This is a genomic window from Comamonas sp. HJ-2 (assembly GCF_053615495.1).
This window is the reverse complement of sequence record NZ_JBSIFD010000001.1, coordinates 114,989-134,616: the sequence shown is the minus strand read 5'-3', so window position 1 is coordinate 134,616 and position 19,628 is coordinate 114,989. Positions and strand designations below refer to the sequence as shown.

Sequence of the window (19,628 nt, the reverse complement as noted above, 5' to 3'; positions counted from 1 at the left end):
GCCCCTCCCGGAGGGGCAGCGACCACACGCAGTGAGAAGCGTGGGGGGCCTTTTTTCATGCCTGAGCTGCGTGTTACGCTCGCGCGCTTGAGTCAATGGAGATGTGGTCGTGAGCGAGCAGCAAGGTCCTGAAAATTCACTGAGCCAGCAGCCTTCGGCAGACGAGGCATCGGCCGATATGCGCCGAGCCCTGCTGGACGCAGGCAAGACCGAGTTTGCCAATTACGGCTATGACGGAGCGCGGCTGGAACGCATTGCCGCCAAGGCGGGCTGCGCCAAGCGCATGCTCTACTACTACTTCGGCAACAAGAAAGACGTGTACCTCGCGGTCATCGAGCAGAGCTACTCGGATATTCGCGAGTCGGAGGAGCAGCTCAATCTCGATGCGCTGGAGCCCTTGCAGGCGTTGCATGCGCTGGCGCAAAGGAGCTTCGAGTATCACGAGCAGAACCAGGAGTTCACGCGTCTGGTGCTGCAGGAGAATTTCCAGGGCGGCGAGATGCTGGGCCAGATCTCCAAGACCGAGCTGTTGCGCAAGGCGGCGCTGGAGCCGATCGAGCGCATTCTGCAGCGCGGCGTGGCGCAGGGCCTGTTCAAGGATCAACTGAGCGCGGTCGATGTCCACTATCTGATTTCGGCCCTGTCCGGCTTCCGCGTGGATCATGCCGCGACCTGGCAGAGCCTGCTGCAGGTCGATCTCTTGGGCGAGAGCTTGCGCGAGCGCCATCTGCAGCTTCTGCTCGATCAGCTCCGCGCTTTGGTGTGCAAGCCCCAGGCCCTAAAGCCTTAGTGCATTCGCATAGCCGGTCATTTCCAGGTAACCGCTGCCTACGCGGACGCTTTTGCCATCGGCGCCGATGCTGCGCAGCTCGCACAGACCCTCCCAGTAAATGGCGCCGGTGCTGGCGCGACTGTCGAGTTCCTGGTCGTCCAGCAGCGCATAAACCTCGAAACGGCCCGCCGGTGTCTGCACGCTCCAGGCCACAGGGTAGCTTGCTTTGCTGTGCGGGCTGCTCCAGTGGCGCAGCGGTTTGAACCGTACCTGATCGGCGGCAAAGATGTGCGCGCTCTGGTTCGGCGCGCGGAATGAACCACCGGCCCAGAGCGCCGATCCATTGCGGCGGCGCAGATGAAAGGCCGTGAGGGCGCTGCCGTCATCGAGATTCATGCCTATCCAGTCCCAGCCCTGAGCCTCAGGGTCCATGATGGCCGCGCTGCATTCATGGTCCAGCCAGGCGCGGTTGTGTGCGCTGGCTTGCACAGGCAGTTGCTGCCCGTCCACGGTGATGGAGCCGCCGACCTTGAGCTGAGGCTGACTGTAGTAGTAGCTGGCCTGTTCCTCACGCGGGCCTTTGCGTGAAAGACCATTCAAGCCCTGCAGCAGCAGTGGCTGAGTGCTGTCAAATTCAAGATCCAGTATGAAGTCCTGGCTGCTCAGCAGAGCTCTGTAGCGACTGGCTTCGCTGGCGTTTCGTCCCGGTACGGGTCGACGCTGAAGATACCAGTCGTTGATATGCACATCGGTATCGTTTTCGCTGGCTCCGGCCAGGCCCAGTCCCGCGCGCGCCATGCGCTGGTCGTGGCGCAGCTTTTGGCCCTCGACATCGCACAGGGCCGCATGGGCAAAGATCAACTGCTTGGCCGCGAGCGCCGATTGCAGGCCTTGCGCGGCTTCGATGCGCGAGCGAAAGAAAGTCAGCTGAAAGCCCCAGGGCTTGCCGCCGGCCTGCAATTGCCCGGTGATGTACCACCACTCGGTCTGCAGATCCGGGTGGCTGCCGAAGTCGCGCGGAAACTGCAAGGTTCTGGACGGCAAAGCCATGCCTGGCAGAGGCAGGCCCAGAGTCGCCCAGCCCAGACCGGCAGCAGCCAGCCTCTGCAGGGACTGCCTGCGTGACAGGGCCAGCAGTGCCGGTTGTTGAGGCTGGGAGGGCGTGGGCTGATAAGGCATGACCCATTGTCGCCGAGCCGATCAGCGCAATGCCGTCACCCCGAGGTGCTGCTTTGCGCTACCTCAGCCGATATCGACCAGGGGAACGATCACCATCCAGCTGACCCCGAAGCGGTCGGTCACCACGCCAAAACGACGCGCAAAAAACGTGGTGTCCAGCGCCATCTGTACCTTGCCGCCCTGGCCGATGGCGGCAAATATGCGGTCGGCCTCATTCTCGCTGGGCGCGGTGATGGACAGAGAAAAGCCTTTGAAGTCCGGCTTGCCGCTGTTCATGCCGTCGGATGCCATGATCTGCGTCTCGCCAATCTGGACATTGGCGTGCATGATTTTTTCGGGATCCATCTGGCCCGGGCCGCAGCCTTGCTGGCTCGATGACTCGGGTTGCGGCGGAGCATCCTTGTAGCGCATCAGCATGGTGATCTCGGCCCCCAGAGCGGCCTGGTAGAAATCCAGGGCCTCTTCGCAGCGACCGTCGAAAAAGAGATAGGGCTGGATTTGCATACGAACTCCTCGCAGGGGTTGAGGTTTCATTGTGCGCCGCGCCATGGCGCAATCGTGTGAAAAACGCTGACAGGGGTGCTGGTATAGCTACCAGTCTTCCTTGACGGCCAGCACCGCGTCGGCACTGGCGGCCCGGCGCCCGGCCAGCCACGCGGTGATGACGCCTGCCAGCACCACGGCAGCACCCAGCGCCAGCAGGCGTAGCAGGGGCAGGCGCAGCTCCATGGTCCAGTGAAAGCTCTGCGGGTTGACCACATGCACGAGGATCACGGCCACGCCCAGGCCCAGCAGCGTGCCCGCGATGGCGCCCAGCATGGTCCAGGCCAGACCCTCGGCGGCGACCACGCTCAGCACATTGCGGCGCGTCAGGCCCAGGTGGGCCAGCAGCCCGAATTCCTTGCGCCTGGCCAGCACCTGGGCGCTGAAGCTGGCGGCAATGCCGAACAGGCCTATGCCTATGGCCACGGCCTGCAGCCAGTAGGTGACGGCAAAGCTGCGATCGAAAATGCGCAGGGAGCGCTCGCGCAGCGCCTGGCTGCTGACAAACTCCAGCGCAGGGGGGGATTGCCCCGGCGTGCCGAGGGCCTGCTCTATCGCCGCTTGCAGATCGGTGCCAGACAGCTGGCTTTGGGACTCCGGCCAGACGGCGATCTCGCTGATCTGCGCGGCATTGCCTGCATGACCCACCAGTGCCAGGTAGTCCTTCCAGTCCAGGGCCACGGCACCGAACTGACGCACATAGTCGCGCCACACGGATGCTATGTAAAAAGAAGCTTCCGGCGTCTGGTGGTCATGGGTTTGAAGGCTGAAAGCCTTGGAAAGCAGCGGCCACGCATCACCGGGCTTCAGGCCATAGAGCTGGGCCACGGCTTCGCTGATGTGCACGGCAATGCCTGGGCGTGTCTCATGAATTGGACCCTCCACCCAGGGAAGCTGCATGGCCTGCTGCCCTTGAAGAGGTCGAATCAGCAGACTGATGGCCGGGCGTTCGGGGCTCAGTACCAGCTGGCTGCTGCGCATGGCCTGGGCTCGTTCTATGCCAGGTAGCTGTTCCAGGCGCTGCGCCGCATCGGCCGGCAGCAGGGCTGCATCGACACGGCTGGAGCCGCCGGCGGCGCGCACATACATGGGGGCGGGCAATACGGCGTCCAGCCACTCCATCATGCTGCCGCGAAAGCTGGTGACCATCACCGTCAGGGCCACGGCCAGGCTCAGGCTGGCCACCACACCACCCACGGCCACGGTGGTGGCGTGGCGCATGCGCCGCGCGCGCTCCAGCGCCAGCATGGCCAGCGGCTGGCGCGAGAAGGCCTTGGGTACCAGTCCCAGCACCGAACCCAGCAGCCAGGGCAGAGCTGACATGCCGCCCAGCAACAGCAGGCCCACTGCCATATAGGCCGCCAGCGGGATACCTGCCACCGGTGGCATAAAGGCCAGCACCAGGCTGGCTGCAAGCAGCGTCACTGCGGGCCACAGGCGCGGGGCTCTCTCATGCGTGCTGCCCAGTCCCTTGAGCGTGGCCGCTGGCGGCAGATCCATGGCGGCGCGTGCGGGCCACCAGGCTCCGGCCAGCGTGGCGGCAATGCCCAGCAGACCGAAGACCAGCGCTGCCACAGGGCTCCAGTGCAGGGCGGGCTGCACGCCGGCAAAGAAGCCGCCGCCCAGATCGCCGCCCAGCACCTGCAGCGCCAGCCAGGCCAGTGCCGTACCCAGTGCAATACCGGCCAGGCTGCCTATAAGCCCCAGCGCCAGCGCTTCCAGCAGCACCAGTGCCATGCGCTGGCGCGGCGTGGCGCCGAGCACGGCCAGCAGCGCAAACTGCGGCGCGCGCTGTGCCACGCTGAGCGCCAGTACCGAGAACACCAGAAACGCTCCTGTGAACAAGGCCACCAGCGCCAGCACCGTGAGGTTGACGCGGTAGGCGCGCGACATCTCGCCCACGCGCTGCTGATCGTCGCTGGGCTGCTGGATCAATACCTGGTCTTGCCAGGCCGGCAGGGCGTGCAGGGCGGTGGCCACCTGGCTGCGGCTGGCGCTGTCGGTCAGCAAAAGGTCCAGCCTGTCGATACGGTCAAACAGGCCGAGCTTCTGTTGCAGTGCGCCAATGTCCATGACTGCGACCGGTGCGCCGCTGGCGGCTACCGTGCCCGCAATGCGAAGTTGCTGGGCCTGGCCGTTGAGCAGCCATTGCATGGGGGCGTTGGCGGCTTGTTCAGGACTCAGTCGCAGGGCCTGCAAGGCGGCGGCATTGAGAAATACGGCGTCGGGTGCAAACAGATCGAGCCGGTTGCTGCCTTCAAACAGGCGCGGCATCAGGGCCGGGGCGACAGGTGCCAGTTTGAGGGCATCGCTGCCGAGCACGCGCAAGCTCACGCCTTGCGCTGCTCCTAGCGTGCTGCGCGTCTGCAAATCTGCAGTGCTGCCCGGCAGCAACACCGTGGTCTCGACCCAGGGAACGGCGGTGGCGACGCCCCGGGTCTGCGCCACCTGCGGATAGAGTGCCAGCGGCAGACCGCCCTGCATGGCGTGCAGTTGCAGATCGGGCTGGCCGTTGACGCTGCGCACAGCCCTGGAAAATTCGTCCAGTGCCGACTGGTTGATCACATGGACGGCAAAGCCCAGCGCCACGCCAAGCATGATGGCAATCAGCGCCGTGGCCGTGCGCCAGGGATGCTGGCGCAGCTCCTGCCAGGAGAAGCTGCTCAGCAGCATAAGAAGCGGAGGGCGTGAAGTCACAGGCCTAGCGATGTTTGCTGCGACACCGAGAGTTCGGCCTGCATGCCATCGGCCGTCAGCCGCAGCACGCGGTCGGCGCGTCTGGCCGCTTCTGCGGAATGGGTGACCAGTACCAGCGCCGTGCCGTTGTCGCGGGTTTGCTGCAGCAGCAAGTCCATGATCTGCTGGGCTGTGGATGGGTCCAGATTGCCCGTGGGCTCATCGGCCAGCAGCAGAGGCGGTGAATGCACCAGGGCTCGCGCTATGGCCACGCGCTGCAGCTGGCCGCCGCTGAGCTGCTGGGGCAGGCGCTGGCCCAGACCCGCGAGTCCCACGGCTTGCAGCACCTGCTGCACGCGCTGCTGACCCTGCACGTCCATGCGCCCGAGCAGCATCAGCGGCAGGGCAACGTTCTGCGCCACATCGAGATGGGGCAGGACATGAAAGGCCTGGAACACAAAGCCCAGATGCGCGCGCCGCCAGATGGCACGCCGGGCTTCATCGAGCGTGGAAAGATCCGTGCCGTTGTGCAGAACCCGGCCTTGCTGCCAGCTGTCCAGCCCGGCCAGGCAGTTGAGAAAGGTGGACTTGCCCACGCCGGAGTTGCCGACGATGGCGACGAACTCGCCGGCGGCGATCTCGCAGCTCACCTGCGCGAAGACCGTGGTCTGGGCCTCGCCCTCGCCATAGCGTTTGGCAAGGTCGCTGACCTGCAGCAGCGGAAGGGCGTGGGGTGAGTCGGTGGCAGCCATGCAGCGATCTTAACGATGGGCGGCTGCGGTCGTGGTTCTTAGCTGGCGTCTCGCTGCGCCGCGTCAATGGCTGCCATGGCGGCATCCAGCAATTGCTGCTGGGCGCCGGGTGCATCGCAGGCAATGGCATGGCGCTGGGGCATGGAGCGCAGCCAGGTGATCTGGCGCTTGGCCAACTGGCGTGTGGAGGCGATGCCGCGCTCGCGCAGGCCTGCCATGTCCAGCGGCTTGCCGGGATCGGCCTCCACAGCATCCAGCGCTTCCCAGGCCTGGCGATAGCCCACGCAGCGCATCGAGGGCAGATCCAGATGCAGGTCTTCGCGCGCGCGCAGGCTGCGCACTTCGTCGAGGAAGCCCTGCTCCAGCATGAGATCAAAGCGCAGCGCAATGCGCTGGTGCAGCCAGGTTCGCTCTGCAGGCTCCAGCGAGAAAAGCGTTGCAAGTCCCATCTGTTCTGCAGGGCCCGTTTTGTTCCTGGTCGTGTGAAAGCTCGAAAGCGGTTTGCCCGAGACCTGCCAGACCTCAAGCGCGCGCTGGATGCGCTGGCTGTCGCCGGGGGCCAGGCGTGCTGCGGTGACGGGGTCCACCTGGGCCAGTCTGGCATGCATGGCGGGCCAGCCCAGTTCGGCGGCCTGCGCGTCCAGCATGGCGCGCACTTCGGGGTCGGCGGCGGGCATATCGTCCAGCCCGTCCATCAGCGCCTTGAAGTACAGCATGGTGCCGCCCACCAGCAGAGGTATGGCCTGGCGAGCGCGGATTTCGGCAACCAGGGTCTGCGTGTCGCGCACGAACTCGGCCGCGCTATAAGCCTGCAGCGGATCGATGATGTCGATGAGGTGATGCGGCACGGCAGCCAGCTCGTCCCTTGTGGGCTTGGCCGTGCCTATGTCCATGCCTTTGTAGACCAGGGCCGAATCCACGCTGATGATCTCGGCCTTCTGCCCGCGTTGTGCCAGGCGCTCGGCCAGTGCCAGCGCTGCCGCAGTCTTGCCCGAGGCAGTGGGGCCGGCAATGGCGATACAGGGCAGGGTGTGGGCAGCAGTCATGGGCGAAATCCGTACAGGTCAAAGCACAAGAACCAATGACCGCCGGTCATTGGTTCTTGCTGGTTGTGAAGGATAACGCAGCCTGCCGCCTGGCGGCAGCGGTGGGGCTTAGTGCCCTGCCTAGCCCCGGCTCAGGCGTGCCGGCACATAGCGATCGGCCTGAATGTCGGGCGAGAGGCCGTGGCTGTAGATTTCGGCCGTGATGGGCAGCAATTGCTCGTTCCATTCCTCCCACTGCCTGCGCAGCCCGGCAAAGATTGCTGGCTGATGCTCCTTGAGATTGGCGCGTTCGCGGGCGTCCTCCTCCACATTGAACAAAAACTCGTTGTCGTTGATCTTGAGGTATTTCCAGGGTCCCTGGCGCACGGCACGCTGGGTCTGTGATTTGTAGCGCCAGAACAGGCTGCGCTCGGTATTGGCTGCATGGCCCTCCAGAATGGGCAGGATGTTCTGGCCGTCGCTGGGGAAGTCCGGGTGAGGTCTGGCACCTGCGGCGGCCAGCAGCGTGGGCAGCCAGTCGAAGCTGGCGGTGACCTGCTCCTGGACCTGTGGCTGGATGCGGGCGCTCCAGCGCAGCAGTGTGGGTACGCGGATGCCGCCTTCGAGCAGCTCGGTTTTCTGACCGGTGAAAGGCCAGGTCTTGGAAAAGCGTTCGCCGCCGTTGTCGCTGGTGAAGATGACGATGGTGTTGTCGGCCTGGCCGGTGTCATCGAGCGCCTGCAGCACCTGGCCCACGGCCTTGTCCAGCGCCTCGACGATTTCGCCATATTTCTTGAGACTGCCGCCGTCGTAGTGGAACAGGTCCTTGATGCTGTGCGCGACATGCTCGTCGTCAGGCCCTTCCCAGGGCCAGTGCGGTGCCGTGAAGTGCAGCGATAGGAAAAAAGGCTTGTCCTGGTCCTTGCGCTCATGGACATAGCGTGTGGCCTCATCCCCCAGGATATAGGTGTAGTAGCCCGTGCGCTCCACGGGCTCGTTGCCTTGCCAGAGGTCGGGGCTGAACTGCTCGCCCACGCCGGGCTTGTGCGTGAAGTAGTCAATGGCACCGCTGTGATTGCCGAAGAAATAGTCGTAGCCGCTGCGCTGCGGGCCGTAGGCGGGCGGCTTGCCCAGATGCCATTTGCCTATCAGCGCCGTATCGTAGCCCGCTTGCTTGAGCAGCGATGGCAGCGTGGGGTGATCGGCAGGCAGGCCTAGTTGCGCGCCATGGCGTGCCAGCGGCTCTTCAAGCCCAGCCTGGAGCCGGTACTGATAGCGCCCGGTGATCAGCGCAATGCGGGTGGCCGAGCAGACGGCCGAGTTGGCATAGGCCTGATTGAAGCGCACGCCCTGGGCGGCGAGGCGGTCCAGATGCGGGGTCTTGAAATCGGTGGCGCCATAGACGCCCAGGTCGGCCCAGCCCAGATCGTCGGCCAGGATGAAAACGATATTCGGTGCGGTCATGAGTAGGTCGTTCTGCTTATTCGATGGCAAAGCCGGAATTGGCAATCACGGGACGCCATTTGGCGACTTCGGCCACGCGCAACTGCTCCAGCGCCTGCGGCGTGCGCGGGTCAGGCTGCAGGGACAGCTCGGCCCATCTGGGCTGCAGCTTGGGGTCCAGCAACGCGTGGTTGACGGCGCGGTTGACGGCGGCAATGGCTTCGGGCGAAGTTCCTTTGCGTGCCCACAGGCTGTACCAGCCGCTGCCTGTGGCCTTGGGGTAGCCGGCTTCGGCAAAGGTCGGCACATCGGGCAGCTCGCGACCGCGCTGGTTGCCGAAAGTGCCCAGAATGCGCACCTTGCCTTCCTTGTGCAGCGGAGCGAGCTCGCTGGTGGTCTGGATGGCGGAGGCCAGCTGGCCGCTGATCAGATCCGTCATCATGGCCGGACCGCCCTTGTAGGGCACATGCACGATGTTGACGCCCGCTGCTTCGCCCAGCAGCAGGCCGAAGAAATGCGGCAGGCTGCCCACGGCGGGACTGCCGAAGTTGGCCTTCTCGGGGTTGGCCTTGAGCCAGGCCACATATTCCTGAATATTGCGCGCCGGGTGTCTGGCGGGGACGGCCAGGCCGAACTGGAAATGCGCGAGCAGGCCCACCGGAGAGAAGTCGCGTGCAGGGTCGTAGCCGGGCTTTTTGTAGACGATCTGCGAGAGCACCGGGGTGATCAGCGGTGCGATCAGATAGGTGCTGCCGTCGCTGGGGGCGTTGAGCAGAGTCTGTGCGGCAATCTGGCCGTTGGCGCCGGGCTTGTTGTCCACCACCACATAGTGGCTCCTGCCCAGCTGTGCGGCGATGTTTTCGGCCAGCACGCGTGCCAGCAGATCGATGCCGCCGCCTGCGCCAAAGCCCACCAGAATGCGGCTGGATTGAGGAACGGCGGAGATCTCGGCGGCCTTGGCCAGAGAGTTCAAGGAGAAGCCGGCGGAGCTGGCGGCGAGCAGCGATTGCTGAAGAAAGAGGCGGCGGGAATGCATGGCTGGAGATCACAAAAGTGCGGCGCGTTGGCCAGTCCAGGCATTCTCAAAAAATCTCTATAAAAAGAAAAATAATAAAAATTGGTTTTTAAATAACCAATAAATCTTATTTCAAATCATGATTTGCTGATGCCGAAACGCTGTATCAGCGTCCATGCCGTGACCGCCGTGCAAGCCGACCAGAACCAGATGCCGAAAGCCAGCGGCATGGTGGAATCCGCATCCAGATTCAGTCCCAGCCAATGTCCCATGGCAAACGCCATCAGCATCATCACCAGGCCGTTGATGGCCGAGGCCGTGCCCGCTGCCTGGGGGAAGGGCGCGATGGCATTGCTTTGTCCGCAGGGCATGTGAATGCCGTGGGCGATCTGGTAGAGACAGAAGGGCAGGGCATAGGCCCAGATGCTGCGCAGATCGGCCAGGGCCGCCAGGCCCATGAGGGAGCCTGCCGTCAGCGACAACACCCCCGCCACGGCCACGGTGCGCTGCACGCTCATGCTGCGCAGCAGACGGCGGCAGGCGAAGGTGCCGGCGATATAGCACAGCGCGTTGCCGCCCAGCATCAGCCCGTATTGCGTGCGCTCCATATGCAGCACGTTGATGTAGGTGAACGAAGAGGCCGCCAGATTGGTGAACAGGCCTGCATAGCTGAAGCAGGTCAGCAGGTTGTAGGCCTGGAACATGGGGTTGCGCACAATGCGCGACCAGGTGCGCAGCAGATTGCCCGCTTGCAGCGCCTGCGGGTTGCGCTGGGGAATCGACTCCCTGAAGCGCAGCACCACCAGCAGCCAGGCCAGGCAGCCCATGAAGGCCTGGGCCAGCATGGTGGAACGCCAGCCCAGCCAGCCCACGAGCAAGCTGCCACTGATGGGGGCCAGAAAGGCCAGCACGCCCAGGCCTGTCAGCGCCTTGGACATGACTTGCGCGCCCATATGCGGTGCGTAGAGATCGCGGACCACGGCACGCGCGCACATCACGCCGGCGCCCAGGGCGGCGCCTTGCAGGCTGCGCCAGGCAATCAAGGCCTCCATGCTCTGGGCACTGGCGCAGCCCAGAGCGGCGATCACATAGCCGCTGATGCCCAGCAGCAAGACCGGGCGGCGGCCCAGCCGGTCCGACAGAGGGCCCCAGAAAATCTGCGAGCAGCCAAAGGCCAGCAAAAAGCCGGTCAGTGTCAGCTGGGCCTGCGAGACATGGGCGCCGAAACCTTGCTGCAGCTGAGGCAGGGCGGGCAGATAGAGATCGGTTGCCAGCGGTTGCAGACCCAGCAGCAGCCCCAGTGTGAGAATCACAAGGACTGCAGATTCAGGAGCACTCTTCGCTTTCTCATCAAGGGATTGAGCGGGATTTGGCTTTGATTTCAGGGCAGGCGGCGCAGACATAGCCAGACAGACTATCAGAACCTGTCCATTGGTACGTATGCTGACGAGACAGTATGTGGCGATGTCGCTCAGCGCGGACTCAGGCCGAACAGCTCATGCAGCGCCTGGCGGTATTGCGCCAGCGCCTTGGACTGGGTGTTGTGGTGGCTGGCGCCCTCGACCAGGATCAGCCGTTTGGGCTCGCGCGCCGCGTCGAACAGTTGCTGGCCCAGTCGGGCCGGAATCAGCGGGTCGGCCGTGCCATGCACGACCAGCAGCGGCGAGCCGATGTCCGCCACGGTGTCGACCGAGTTGAAGCGCTGCGTGATCAACCAGTTCACGGGCAGCCAGCCCCAGCGCATGGAGTCGAACACATCGGGAATGCTGGTGAAGGTGGACTCGACCAGCACCCCGCTTTCATCCTTGACGGAGCTGGCCAGATCAATAGCAACGGCGCCGCCCAGCGAGTGGCCGAAGATATAGCGCGGCCTGCCTGCGGCCTGTCGGCCCAGCCAGTCCCAGGCGGCACGGGCATCCTCGGCGGCCGAGGCCTGCGAGGGCAGGGCCGGGCTGCTCTTGCCAAAGCCGCGGTAGTCCACGGCCAGCACCGAAAAGCCCATGGCCTGCAGGCGCCGTATGCGTGGCGAGGAGCCCGTCACATTCCAGCGCGCTCCATGCAGAAACAGCAGCAGGGGAGCGCGTGCATCGCTGGATGGCATCCAGAGGGCATGCAGCCTGGCGGCGCTGCCGTCGCGGCTGCGAAAGTCTATCCATCGCTCCTGCATGCCGGCCGTGTTGGCTCCGGGCCAGCTGCGGTCGCTGGGCTGAAAAATCCAGACCCGCTGCCTGGCATCGAGCTCGCGCATGCCCCAGCTCGCGAGCATCAGCAGCAAGGCCAGACCGAGTGCTGCCGCGATGCGGCGGGGGCTCCAGAAGCGTGAGGTCTTGGGCATGGAAGAAGAGCGACGGAAGATGGCGGCTGTCAAGTGCTGTGCAAGTATGGCTGTCTGACCTGGCCCCAGTCATCTGGAGTGCATGAATTGGCGATATTCTTGCGGGTGTTTCAAGCCGCAAATGCATAGCTGGTTACGCAGAGTTTGCGAGCGTTTGAAGCCTGTTTGAAGGATTAGTTCACTATGTCGATCTGCCTGGGCCTTGCCGCCAACAAACTCCACCACCAAACCGAGGATGCCGCGCTGTTTGCCCTGCTGCGCGCCTGCGAGGCCGGAATTCGCGAGCTCAAGCTGGGCTTTCATACCGTGGGCCGCACCTATGACGCCATCACGGCGGCCAGCATGCTTCAGGGCTACAAAGGCCTGGTGCGCTATCCCTATGGCCGCGAGGGCGGGCTCATGAGGCTGGTGGCCGAGGTGGTGGGCATGGAGGGTGACGAGCGCACTCTCGACGGCGCCATCTATCTGATGGACCCGGTGGACCCTTCGTCCATCTTTCCCGAAGCCCTGGCCTTGAAGCGCCAGTGCGTGATCCACGGCAAGCCTTTTCTTTCCACGGTTGCCTCCACGCGCGACTGGATCGAGATGGAGCGCATTCACGCCGGCCTGGCGCGCGACCGCAATGCCGACCGCTTTCACGACTATGAGAACCAGACGCTGGCGCTGATTGCCCACGATGCCATGAAGCCCACCATGCTGGACTTTGCAGCACACAACTTCGAGTTGCTCAGCCGCTATCGCCGCCGCGTGGGTACGGGCACCACGGGTCAGAAACTCAACGAAATGGCCTGGAGCAAGGGCTGGCCAGCTGACAAGCCCTGGGTGGACCGCTACAACAGCGGCCCGCTGGGCGGTGATGCGCAGATTGCCGATCTGGTTCTGGAAAAGCGCTGCCACCGCGCCATCTTCTTTGAAGACCCGCATGTGGCACGTCAGCACGAAGCCGATATCCAGCTGCTGGAGCGCGCCGTGACCACGGTTACGCACGATGCGGTCTGCAGCACCTCGCCCCAGGTGGCGCAGCGCTGGTGCGATGCGGCCGTCAAGCGCGCAGGCTGAGGCGGGGTGCTGAGCGCTACTGGCGGTTGCGGTAGCGCTTGAGCTCGGCCTGCAGCCAGCTGGCGCTGGCTTCGGCCTCCTTGCCGCTGCAGCGCACCTGGTAGGGCTTGTGGCTGATGCTGCTCTCCGTGCCTGCGCGGGCAATGAAGTCCTCGGTCGTCGCCACCCAGCCCTTTTTGAGCAGATAGTCGTATTTGCCGCGCAGATGTTCGGCGGCCTTGGTGCTGTCATGCCAGCTGCCATTGCGCTGGAACTCGCAACCCGAGGCTTTGAGGTGGCCGATCAGGTACTCGATCTCCTGAGTCGCGGCTGCCGTGGGCGATGCGGCAAGACTCAAGCTGCAGGCTGCACCCAGCAGCAGGGCGGTAACGGTGTGCTTCATGTGGGTTGATCCTACAGAAGAAGATCCGAGTAAAGAACAAAGGCCGCAGCGATGGACTGCGGCCTGGTCTTGGTCGGTCGAAGCCGTGTGCTGCTCAAGGGGCCGGCGTGGCCAGAGGCTTGCCCTTCTCCACGACATACACGCCAATCAGCTTGACCGTGCCATTGCTGGCATTGTGTGCATCATGAATCACACCTGCGGGAACGACAAAGGTTTCGCCGGCCTTGAGCGTGCGCGGCGGCTGGCCGTCGATCAGCAGATCGACCTCGCCCTCGCTGATATAGCTGATCTCGTCGCCAGGGTGGGTGTGGCGGCCCGCGCGTGAGCCTGGGGCGACCTCCACCTTGGCTACCACGGCTTCGCGACCCGGTACCGAAACATCGGCCTTGCCGACCATGGTCCGGGACAGGCCCCCGGTCTGAGCCGCACCCGCCTGGGGCGCAGCAGCCTGGGCCAGGGCATTCTGGCTGAACAGCATGAAGGCGCTGCTGCAAAGCAGGGTCGAAAAGCTGGCGCGGCGAATCAAGGACATGAAATTACCCTCCACGGTTTTTACAGAAACAAGTTGTGAAACCTGTCACTTGTACCGGGAAGGAGTGCGGCCATGCCATGGGGGCAGCCCTAGTCGCAGGGGCGCCGAAAACAAACCCGGGCGCGGTGATGCAAGGCCCTGCGGGCAGGAAACCATATGGCGCTGCAGGCCGCCGCTTTAGTTGTCGCCCGTGATCCTCGCGAACTTCACCAGCTCGGCGTATTTGTCCATGTCGGTGCGCATCACCTGGGCAAGGCTTTCATTGCCCTTGGCGGGCGGGGTTCCCGCTGCTTCCAGCTTCTGGCGGATGGCCGGATCGGCGAGACCTGTCTGTATCGCTTTTTGCAGCTTGGCCAGCACTTCCGGAGGCAGGCCCTTGGGGGCAGCCAAAGCAAACCAGCCGCTCAAGGCATAGCCCTTGAGCGCGGGGTGTTCTGCCAGCGCCGGTACCTCCTTGAGCGTGGCGATGCGGGTGGCCGTGGTGGCGCCCAGAATCCGGATCTTTCCGGACTGCGCCAGCGGGGCGGCAGCGGTTGGCGAGAGGATGGCGAAGTCCAGGTTGCCGCCGCCCAGATCGCTGGTCATGGCGGGAGAGCCCTTGTAGGGGATGTGAACCAGGTAGACACCCGCAGTCTTCTTGATCAGCTCTCCCGAAAAATGCGGCGTCGAGCCAATGCCGGGGCTGCCGTAGCTGTATTTGCCGGGGTTGGCCTTGGCCAGTTTGACGAAGTCATCCACGGTTTTGACAGGAACATGCGCACCGGCCACCCACAGATTGGGGGCCTGGGCGGTCAGGCTCACCGGGGTCAGATCCACAGCCGGATCGTACTTCTGCGCGGCATTCACAAACTTGGTGCCCGCCATTTCGTTGCTGGAGCCGGCCAGCAAGGTGTAGCCGTCGGGCTTGGCCGAGACCACGCGCTGCGCACCCACCACGCCTGCGGCACCCGGCACGTTCTCCACCACGACGGTGGCGTTCAACTGCCTGGCCAGTATGTCCCCGACCACGCGGCCGACCATGTCGACAGAGCCGCCCGGGGCATAGCCAATCACGATCCGGATGGGCTTGCTGGGATAGACATCCTGTGCCTGCACCGCGCCTGCGAACAGGCTGGTCATGGCACAGGCAATGCAAAGTCGGCGGGAAAGAGTGGCGCGGTCTGGATTCATAAGTTCCACAATTATTTGTGGTGAAGGTTGATTCAGTGATTGGTGTTGAATTGCTCAACAAAATTTAATTGATTGTCATGAGATTCAGTGTGAATAGGAATCCATGAAAACCAGTGCTTCATATGATTTTTAGCCGGTGCCTCGCGCCGGTAGGGCTGGCTGAACCAGCTGCAGGGCGCACTGCCGAGCTTGAAAGTCCGATTGCGCTGCAGTGTTGGCTGGCGGGGGCAATCAGCCCGTTGCAGTCAATCAATGATCGATATTCCTGCTTATAGTCAGTGGCAAGGCCTGCCCAGCGCATACCCCGCAACGGCGCGTTCTCCGCGGCAGCCAGCCAACCGGGCACAGATCCGGCTCACAAGCGTTTCAGTTGAATCGTCAGGGAGTCTCAGATGCAGGAACAGAACCGCGTTGCCGCCTGGCACGCGTTGGCTACCGATACCGTACTCGCTCAATTGCAATCGACTGCCGCCGGGCTGAGCTCTGGAGAGGCCCGCGAGCGCTTGCAGCAGCAAGGGCCCAATGCCCTGCCTGCTGCCGCTTCGCGCAGCATGCTGGCGCGCTTTCTGTCGCAGTTCAACAATTTGCTGATCTATGTGCTGCTGGGCTCGGCCGTGGTCACCGCCTTGCTGCAGCATTGGGTCGATACGGGGGTCATCCTCGCGGTGGTGCTGATCAATGCGGTCTTCGGATTCGTGCAGGAAGGCCGTGCCGAGAAGGCTCTGGACGCCGTGAAGGCCATGGTTTCCAGTCGCGCCAATGTGCTGCGCGATGGCTTGCGCATGGCGGTGCCGGCCGAGGAACTTGTCGCCGGCGACTGCGTGCTGCTTGAGGCTGGCGATCGCGTCCCGGCCGATCTGCGCCTGCTGCGCGCCAGCAGCCTGAAGCTGGACGAGGCCATGCTGACGGGGGAATCGGTGGCCGTCGACAAGTCGGCCGATCCGGTGGCTGTCGATGCCGCTCTCGGCGACCGCTTTTCCATGGCCTACTCCGGCACCCTGGTTGCCGCGGGGCAAGGCCTGGGCGTGGTGGTGGCCACGGGCCCGCGTACCGAGTTGGGCCTGATCAGCACCATGCTGGGTTCGGTGCAGACACTGGCCACCCCGCTGACGCGGCTGATGGACCGTTTCGCGCGCCAGCTCACCATCACCATACTGAGCCTGTCCGCGCTGATGTTCTGCTTTGCGCTGTGGGTGCGCGACTACGACATAGCCGACGCCTTTATCGCTGTGGTGGGCATTGCCGTATCGGCCATCCCCGAAGGCCTGCCCGTGGTCATGACCATAGCGCTGGCCATTGGCGTGCAGCGCATGGCCGCACGCTATGCCATCGTGCGCAGTCTGCCGGCGGTTGAAACACTGGGCGCCGTCTCGGTCATCTGCTCCGACAAGACCGGCACATTGACACGCAACGAAATGAGCGTGCGCGCCGTGGTGCTGCCCGGTTCCCGCTTCGACATAGAAGGCGAGGGCTATGCGCCCCAGGGGTGTTTCACCCTGGCGGGCGAGGAGATCGAGCCTGCGCTGCATCCGCAGCTGCTGCACTTCGCCACGGGGGCGGCACTTTGTAACGACGCCCATGTAAGACATGCCGAAGGTACGGCCTGGACAGTCGAAGGCGATCCCATGGAAGGCGCGTTGGTGACGCTGGCCGCGCGCGCCGGTCTGGATGTGGAGCGCCTGCGTCAGGACTGGCGCCGATTCGACGAAGTTCCCTTTGATGCTGTCCACCGCTACATGGCCACTCTGCACCGCCCCGTTGATGCTCCAGCCGTGGTTTTCGTCAAAGGGGCTCCGGAGCAGGTTCTTGCCATGTGCCGCGACCAGCAGGGCGCTGAAGGCGTGCAGGCGCTGGATGCAGCCTATTGGCTGGAGCAGGTCGATGCCCTGGCGGCCAAAGGCTATCGCGTGCTGGGTCTGGCCAGCTTCGCGCCCGAGGATGCAAAGGACAGGGTGGACATGGCCGACGTCAGGGATCTGACCCTGCTTGGCGTGCTGGGCATGATAGATCCGCCGCGAGAATCGGCAAAGGAGGCCGTGCGCGAATGCCGCAGCGCCGGAATTGCCGTGAAGATGATTACCGGCGATCATGCGGCCACCGCTGCCGCCATCGCCAGGGAACTGGCGCTGGCCGACACCATCCGAGTCACTTCAGGCCATGAGCTGGACGGGCTCAACGATGCCCAGTTGATCGACGTGGCCAGAGCCTCCACGGTATTCGCCCGTACCAGTCCGGAACACAAGCTGCGCCTGGTGCAGGCCCTGCAGGCAGATCGCAGCGTCATCGCCATGACCGGTGACGGCGTCAACGACGCACCGGCACTCAAGCGTGCAGACATCGGTGTGGCCATGGGCATCACCGGCACGGCTGCCGCCAAGGAGGCCGCGGGCATGGTGCTGGCCGACGACAACTTCGCCACCATCGTCGCCGCCGTCAAGGAAGGGCGCACCGTCTACGAAAACCTGCGCAAGGTCATTGCCTGGACCTTGCCGACCAACGGCGGTCAGGCGATTGTCATCGTCGCGGCGATTCTGCTGGGCCTGTCCCTGCCCGTCACTCCGGTGCAGATTCTCTGGGTCAATCTGGTCACCGCCGTGGCCCTGGGCCTGACGCTGGCCTTCGAGCCGCCCGAGCCCACGCTGATGCAGCGCAAGCCGCGCTCGCCGGACGAGCAATTGCTGCAGCCCTATCTGCTGTGGCGCGTCGCCCTGGTCTCGGTGCTGTTCGCGCTGGGCTGCTTCGGCATGTTCGAGTGGTCGCTGCGCCGCGGTGACTCGGTCGAACTGGCTCGCACCATCGTGGTCAATGCGCTGGTGATCATGGAGATCTTCTATCTGTTCAGCGTGCGCTACACGCAGGGAACCTCGCTGAGCCTGCGCGGCGTCCTGGGCACCCCGGCGGTGCTGCTGGGCGTGGCCGGCGTCACCCTGGTGCAACTGCTGTTCACCTACACCCCGCCCATGCAGGCACTGTTCGACAGCCGTCCTGTCGACCTGGCGGCCGGACTGCTGGCGATAGGGCTGGGTGTTGCCCTGCTGCTGTTGCTGGAGGTCGAGAAGTTCTTGATACGCTGGATGAAACTGGGCGTGCGGGCCTAGAGCGCTGTGCACGCAGGCATTCAAGCAGCCGTTTCATCACCTGGCCGAGGGCATAAAAAAAGGCCCCGAAGGGCCTTTCCTGCGAGTGACGAGCGCCTGACGCTCAGATCACGCCTTGTGCCAGCATGGCGTCGGCCACCTTCACAAAGCCGGCGATGTTGGCGCCGTCGATGTAGCTGATGGTGCCGTCTTCGCGCTTGCCGTGCTTCACGCAAGCAGCGTGGATGCTTTGCATGATTTGCAGCAGACGGGCATCCACTTCCTCAGCGGGCCAGGACAGGCGGGCCGAGTTTTGCGACATTTCCAGACCCGAAGTGGCCACGCCACCGGCGTTGGATGCCTTGCCGGGGGCGTACAGCACGCCGGCAGCTTCGAAGGCGCGGGCGGCTTCGTTGGTGGAGGGCATGTTGGCGCCTTCAGCCACGCACAGCACGCCGTTGGCGATCAGGGTCTTGGCATCGGCTTCGTTCAGTTCATTCTGAGTGGCGCAAGGCAGGGCCACGTCCACCTTGATGGACCAGGGGCTCTTGCCGGCCAGGAATTCCACGCCGGAAACCAGCTTGGCGTAGTCGCTGACGCGGCCGTACTTGTGGTTCTTCACGTCCATCAGGATGGCCAGCTTTTCGGTGGTGAAACCTGCAGCGTCGTACACGGTGCCCGAGGAGTCGGACACGGTCACGACCTTGGCGCCCAGTTCCATGGCCTTTTCCACGGCGTACTGAGCCACATTGCCCGAACCGGACACGGACACGGTCTTGCCTTCAAAGGACTGGCCGCGAGTGGCCAGCATTTCACGGGCGAAGTAGACGGTGCCGTAGCCGGTGGCTTCGGGGCGGATCAGCGAGCCGCCGAAGGACAGGCCCTTGCCGGTGAACACGGAAGCCGCAGTGTTCGACAGCTTCTTGTACATGCCGGCCATGTAGCCCACTTCACGGCCGCCCACGCCGATGTCGCCTGCGGGCACATCGGTGTCGGGACCCACGTGGCGGAACAGCTCGGATACGAAAGCCTGGCAGAAGCGCATGACTTCGGCAGGGCTCTTGCCCTTGGGGTCGAAGTCGGAGCCGCCCTTGCCGCCGCCCATGGGCAGCGTGGTCAGTGCGTTCTTGAAGGTCTGCTCGAAAGCCAGGAACTTCAGCACGGACTGGTTGACCGAGGGGTGGAAGCGCAGACCGCCCTTGAAGGGGCCGATGGCCATGCTGTGCTGGATGCGGAAGCCGCGGTTCACCTGCACCTGGCCCTTGTCGTCAGTCCAGCTCACGCGGAACTGGATGATGCGCTCGGGCTCGACCAGGCGCTCCAGCAGGGCGTGCTCGGCGTACTTGGGATTCTTCTCGATGAAGGGCCACAGGCTTTCCATCACTTCGGTGACGGCTTGCAGGAATTCGGGCTGACCGGGGTTGCGTTGTGCCACTTCTTCCAGGAATTGGCCTACGGACTCGTACTTCATAGAGAACTTTCTGACAGGGACAGAGGAATGCGCTGAAACTCGCGAAACCAAAATTATGCCAAAAAGTTATGCCGTCATGCATGGATTCGGTGCATGAGAGCGCAATTCTGGTGCGCTCATGCCCGAATTTGGAACATTGCTGCCGTATTTATTCTTAGTTTTCAGGCACTTGGATGGTGCATTTGAAGTAAAGGATT

16 protein-coding genes are annotated in these 19,628 nt (G+C 64.0%); 3 read left to right on the top strand and 13 right to left on the bottom strand.

The annotated features are described in order from the left end of the window. The first annotated feature begins 109 nt into the window (after positions 1–109). Positions 110–790 (top strand): TetR/AcrR family transcriptional regulator, encoded by a 681-nt coding sequence (locus ACWGXF_RS00600; protein ID WP_012837325.1) that lies wholly within the window; start codon positions 110–112, stop codon positions 788–790. On the opposite strand, the gene ACWGXF_RS00595 is transcribed toward ACWGXF_RS00600, so the two are convergent. The 9 genes from ACWGXF_RS00595 to ACWGXF_RS00555 form a co-directional block, all read right to left on the bottom strand. Beyond that, positions 779–1,951 (bottom strand): lipocalin-like domain-containing protein, encoded by a 1,173-nt coding sequence (locus ACWGXF_RS00595; protein WP_256629910.1) that lies wholly within the window; start codon positions 1,949–1,951, stop codon positions 779–781. The genes ACWGXF_RS00600 and ACWGXF_RS00595 overlap by 12 nt on opposite strands. A 63-nt stretch (positions 1,952–2,014) precedes the next feature. Further along, the gene (locus ACWGXF_RS00590) at positions 2,015–2,455 is read right to left on the bottom strand and encodes a VOC family protein (RefSeq protein ID WP_054073596.1); all 441 of its coding nucleotides are present in this window, start codon (positions 2,453–2,455) and stop codon (positions 2,015–2,017) included. A gap of 87 nt (positions 2,456–2,542) precedes the next feature. After that, complete coding sequence (locus ACWGXF_RS00585) at positions 2,543–5,167, bottom strand: FtsX-like permease family protein (RefSeq protein ID WP_452101635.1); 2,625 nt, start codon at positions 5,165–5,167, stop codon at positions 2,543–2,545. Between the two features lie 20 nt (positions 5,168–5,187). Continuing rightward, entirely contained in the window at positions 5,188–5,922 is a 735-nt protein-coding gene (locus ACWGXF_RS00580) for an ABC transporter ATP-binding protein (protein WP_034408705.1), read from the bottom strand. Between the two features lie 38 nt (positions 5,923–5,960). Then, positions 5,961–6,968, bottom strand: coding sequence for a tRNA (adenosine(37)-N6)-dimethylallyltransferase MiaA (miaA, locus tag ACWGXF_RS00575; RefSeq protein ID WP_452101634.1), 1,008 nt, complete (start codon positions 6,966–6,968; stop codon positions 5,961–5,963). Between the two features lie 120 nt (positions 6,969–7,088). Beyond that, positions 7,089–8,411, bottom strand: a complete 1,323-nt coding sequence (locus ACWGXF_RS00570; protein ID WP_034359900.1) for a sulfatase family protein — start codon at positions 8,409–8,411, stop codon at positions 7,089–7,091. Positions 8,412–8,427: 16 nt separating this feature from the next. Next, positions 8,428–9,426 carry a tripartite tricarboxylate transporter substrate-binding protein gene (locus ACWGXF_RS00565; RefSeq protein ID WP_452101633.1) on the bottom strand — a complete coding sequence of 333 codons (999 nt, stop codon included), beginning with the start codon at positions 9,424–9,426 and terminating at the stop codon, positions 8,428–8,430. A 116-nt stretch (positions 9,427–9,542) separates the two neighbouring features. After that, entirely contained in the window at positions 9,543–10,718 is a 1,176-nt protein-coding gene (locus ACWGXF_RS00560) for a multidrug effflux MFS transporter (RefSeq protein WP_452101632.1), read from the bottom strand. A gap of 158 nt (positions 10,719–10,876) precedes the next feature. Then, a complete protein-coding gene (locus ACWGXF_RS00555) occupies positions 10,877–11,740 on the bottom strand; it encodes an alpha/beta hydrolase (RefSeq protein WP_054073600.1) in 864 nt (287 codons plus the stop codon). 183 nt (positions 11,741–11,923) lie between these two features. Between ACWGXF_RS00555 and ACWGXF_RS00550 the strand changes: the two genes are divergently transcribed. Further along, positions 11,924–12,799: a methylglyoxal synthase gene (locus ACWGXF_RS00550; RefSeq protein WP_012837335.1), complete on the top strand. Its 876-nt coding sequence runs from the start codon at positions 11,924–11,926 to the stop codon at positions 12,797–12,799. Between the two features lie 16 nt (positions 12,800–12,815). On the opposite strand, the gene ACWGXF_RS00545 is transcribed toward ACWGXF_RS00550, so the two are convergent. The 3 genes from ACWGXF_RS00545 to ACWGXF_RS00535 form a co-directional block, all read right to left on the bottom strand. After that, on the bottom strand, positions 12,816–13,181 hold the full coding sequence (locus tag ACWGXF_RS00545) for a DUF5329 domain-containing protein (RefSeq protein WP_452101631.1): 366 nt from the start codon (positions 13,179–13,181) through the stop codon (positions 12,816–12,818). Between the two features lie 94 nt (positions 13,182–13,275). After that, positions 13,276–13,713 (bottom strand): cupin domain-containing protein, encoded by a 438-nt coding sequence (locus tag ACWGXF_RS00540; RefSeq protein ID WP_452101630.1) that lies wholly within the window; start codon positions 13,711–13,713, stop codon positions 13,276–13,278. Between the two features lie 177 nt (positions 13,714–13,890). Then, positions 13,891–14,832, bottom strand: a complete 942-nt coding sequence (locus ACWGXF_RS00535; protein ID WP_080771282.1) for a Bug family tripartite tricarboxylate transporter substrate binding protein — start codon at positions 14,830–14,832, stop codon at positions 13,891–13,893. A gap of 443 nt (positions 14,833–15,275) precedes the next feature. Between ACWGXF_RS00535 and ACWGXF_RS00530 the strand changes: the two genes are divergently transcribed. Beyond that, entirely contained in the window at positions 15,276–17,981 is a 2,706-nt protein-coding gene (locus tag ACWGXF_RS00530) for an HAD-IC family P-type ATPase (RefSeq protein ID WP_452101629.1), read from the top strand. A gap of 103 nt (positions 17,982–18,084) precedes the next feature. Here ACWGXF_RS00530 and gdhA read toward each other — a convergent pair whose 3' ends face one another. Continuing rightward, positions 18,085–19,431 carry an NADP-specific glutamate dehydrogenase gene (gene gdhA / locus ACWGXF_RS00525; RefSeq protein WP_003064453.1) on the bottom strand — a complete coding sequence of 449 codons (1,347 nt, stop codon included), beginning with the start codon at positions 19,429–19,431 and terminating at the stop codon, positions 18,085–18,087. Positions 19,432–19,628: the final 197 nt, after the last annotated feature.

What these genes read in the sequence shown, in the direction of transcription:
- ACWGXF_RS00595 (WP_256629910.1), bottom strand. Translation starts at nt 1,951, where the DNA reads ATGCCTTATCAGCCCACGCCCTCCCAGCCTCAACAACCGGCACTGCTG.
- ACWGXF_RS00590 (WP_054073596.1), bottom strand. Translation starts at nt 2,455, where the DNA reads ATGCAAATCCAGCCCTATCTCTTTTTCGACGGTCGCTGCGAAGAGGCC.
- ACWGXF_RS00585 (WP_452101635.1), bottom strand. Translation starts at nt 5,167, where the DNA reads ATGCTGCTGAGCAGCTTCTCCTGGCAGGAGCTGCGCCAGCATCCCTGG.
- ACWGXF_RS00580 (WP_034408705.1), bottom strand. Translation starts at nt 5,922, where the DNA reads ATGGCTGCCACCGACTCACCCCACGCCCTTCCGCTGCTGCAGGTCAGC.
- miaA (WP_452101634.1), bottom strand. Translation starts at nt 6,968, where the DNA reads ATGACTGCTGCCCACACCCTGCCCTGTATCGCCATTGCCGGCCCCACT.
- ACWGXF_RS00570 (WP_034359900.1), bottom strand. Translation starts at nt 8,411, where the DNA reads ATGACCGCACCGAATATCGTTTTCATCCTGGCCGACGATCTGGGCTGG.
- ACWGXF_RS00565 (WP_452101633.1), bottom strand. Translation starts at nt 9,426, where the DNA reads ATGCATTCCCGCCGCCTCTTTCTTCAGCAATCGCTGCTCGCCGCCAGC.
- ACWGXF_RS00555 (WP_054073600.1), bottom strand. Translation starts at nt 11,740, where the DNA reads ATGCCCAAGACCTCACGCTTCTGGAGCCCCCGCCGCATCGCGGCAGCA.
- ACWGXF_RS00550 (WP_012837335.1), top strand. Translation starts at nt 11,924, where the DNA reads ATGTCGATCTGCCTGGGCCTTGCCGCCAACAAACTCCACCACCAAACC.
- ACWGXF_RS00545 (WP_452101631.1), bottom strand. Translation starts at nt 13,181, where the DNA reads ATGAAGCACACCGTTACCGCCCTGCTGCTGGGTGCAGCCTGCAGCTTG.
- ACWGXF_RS00540 (WP_452101630.1), bottom strand. Translation starts at nt 13,713, where the DNA reads ATGTCCTTGATTCGCCGCGCCAGCTTTTCGACCCTGCTTTGCAGCAGC.
- ACWGXF_RS00535 (WP_080771282.1), bottom strand. Translation starts at nt 14,832, where the DNA reads ATGACCAGCCTGTTCGCAGGCGCGGTGCAGGCACAGGATGTCTATCCC.
- ACWGXF_RS00530 (WP_452101629.1), top strand. Translation starts at nt 15,276, where the DNA reads ATGCAGGAACAGAACCGCGTTGCCGCCTGGCACGCGTTGGCTACCGAT.
- gdhA (WP_003064453.1), bottom strand. Translation starts at nt 19,431, where the DNA reads ATGAAGTACGAGTCCGTAGGCCAATTCCTGGAAGAAGTGGCACAACGC.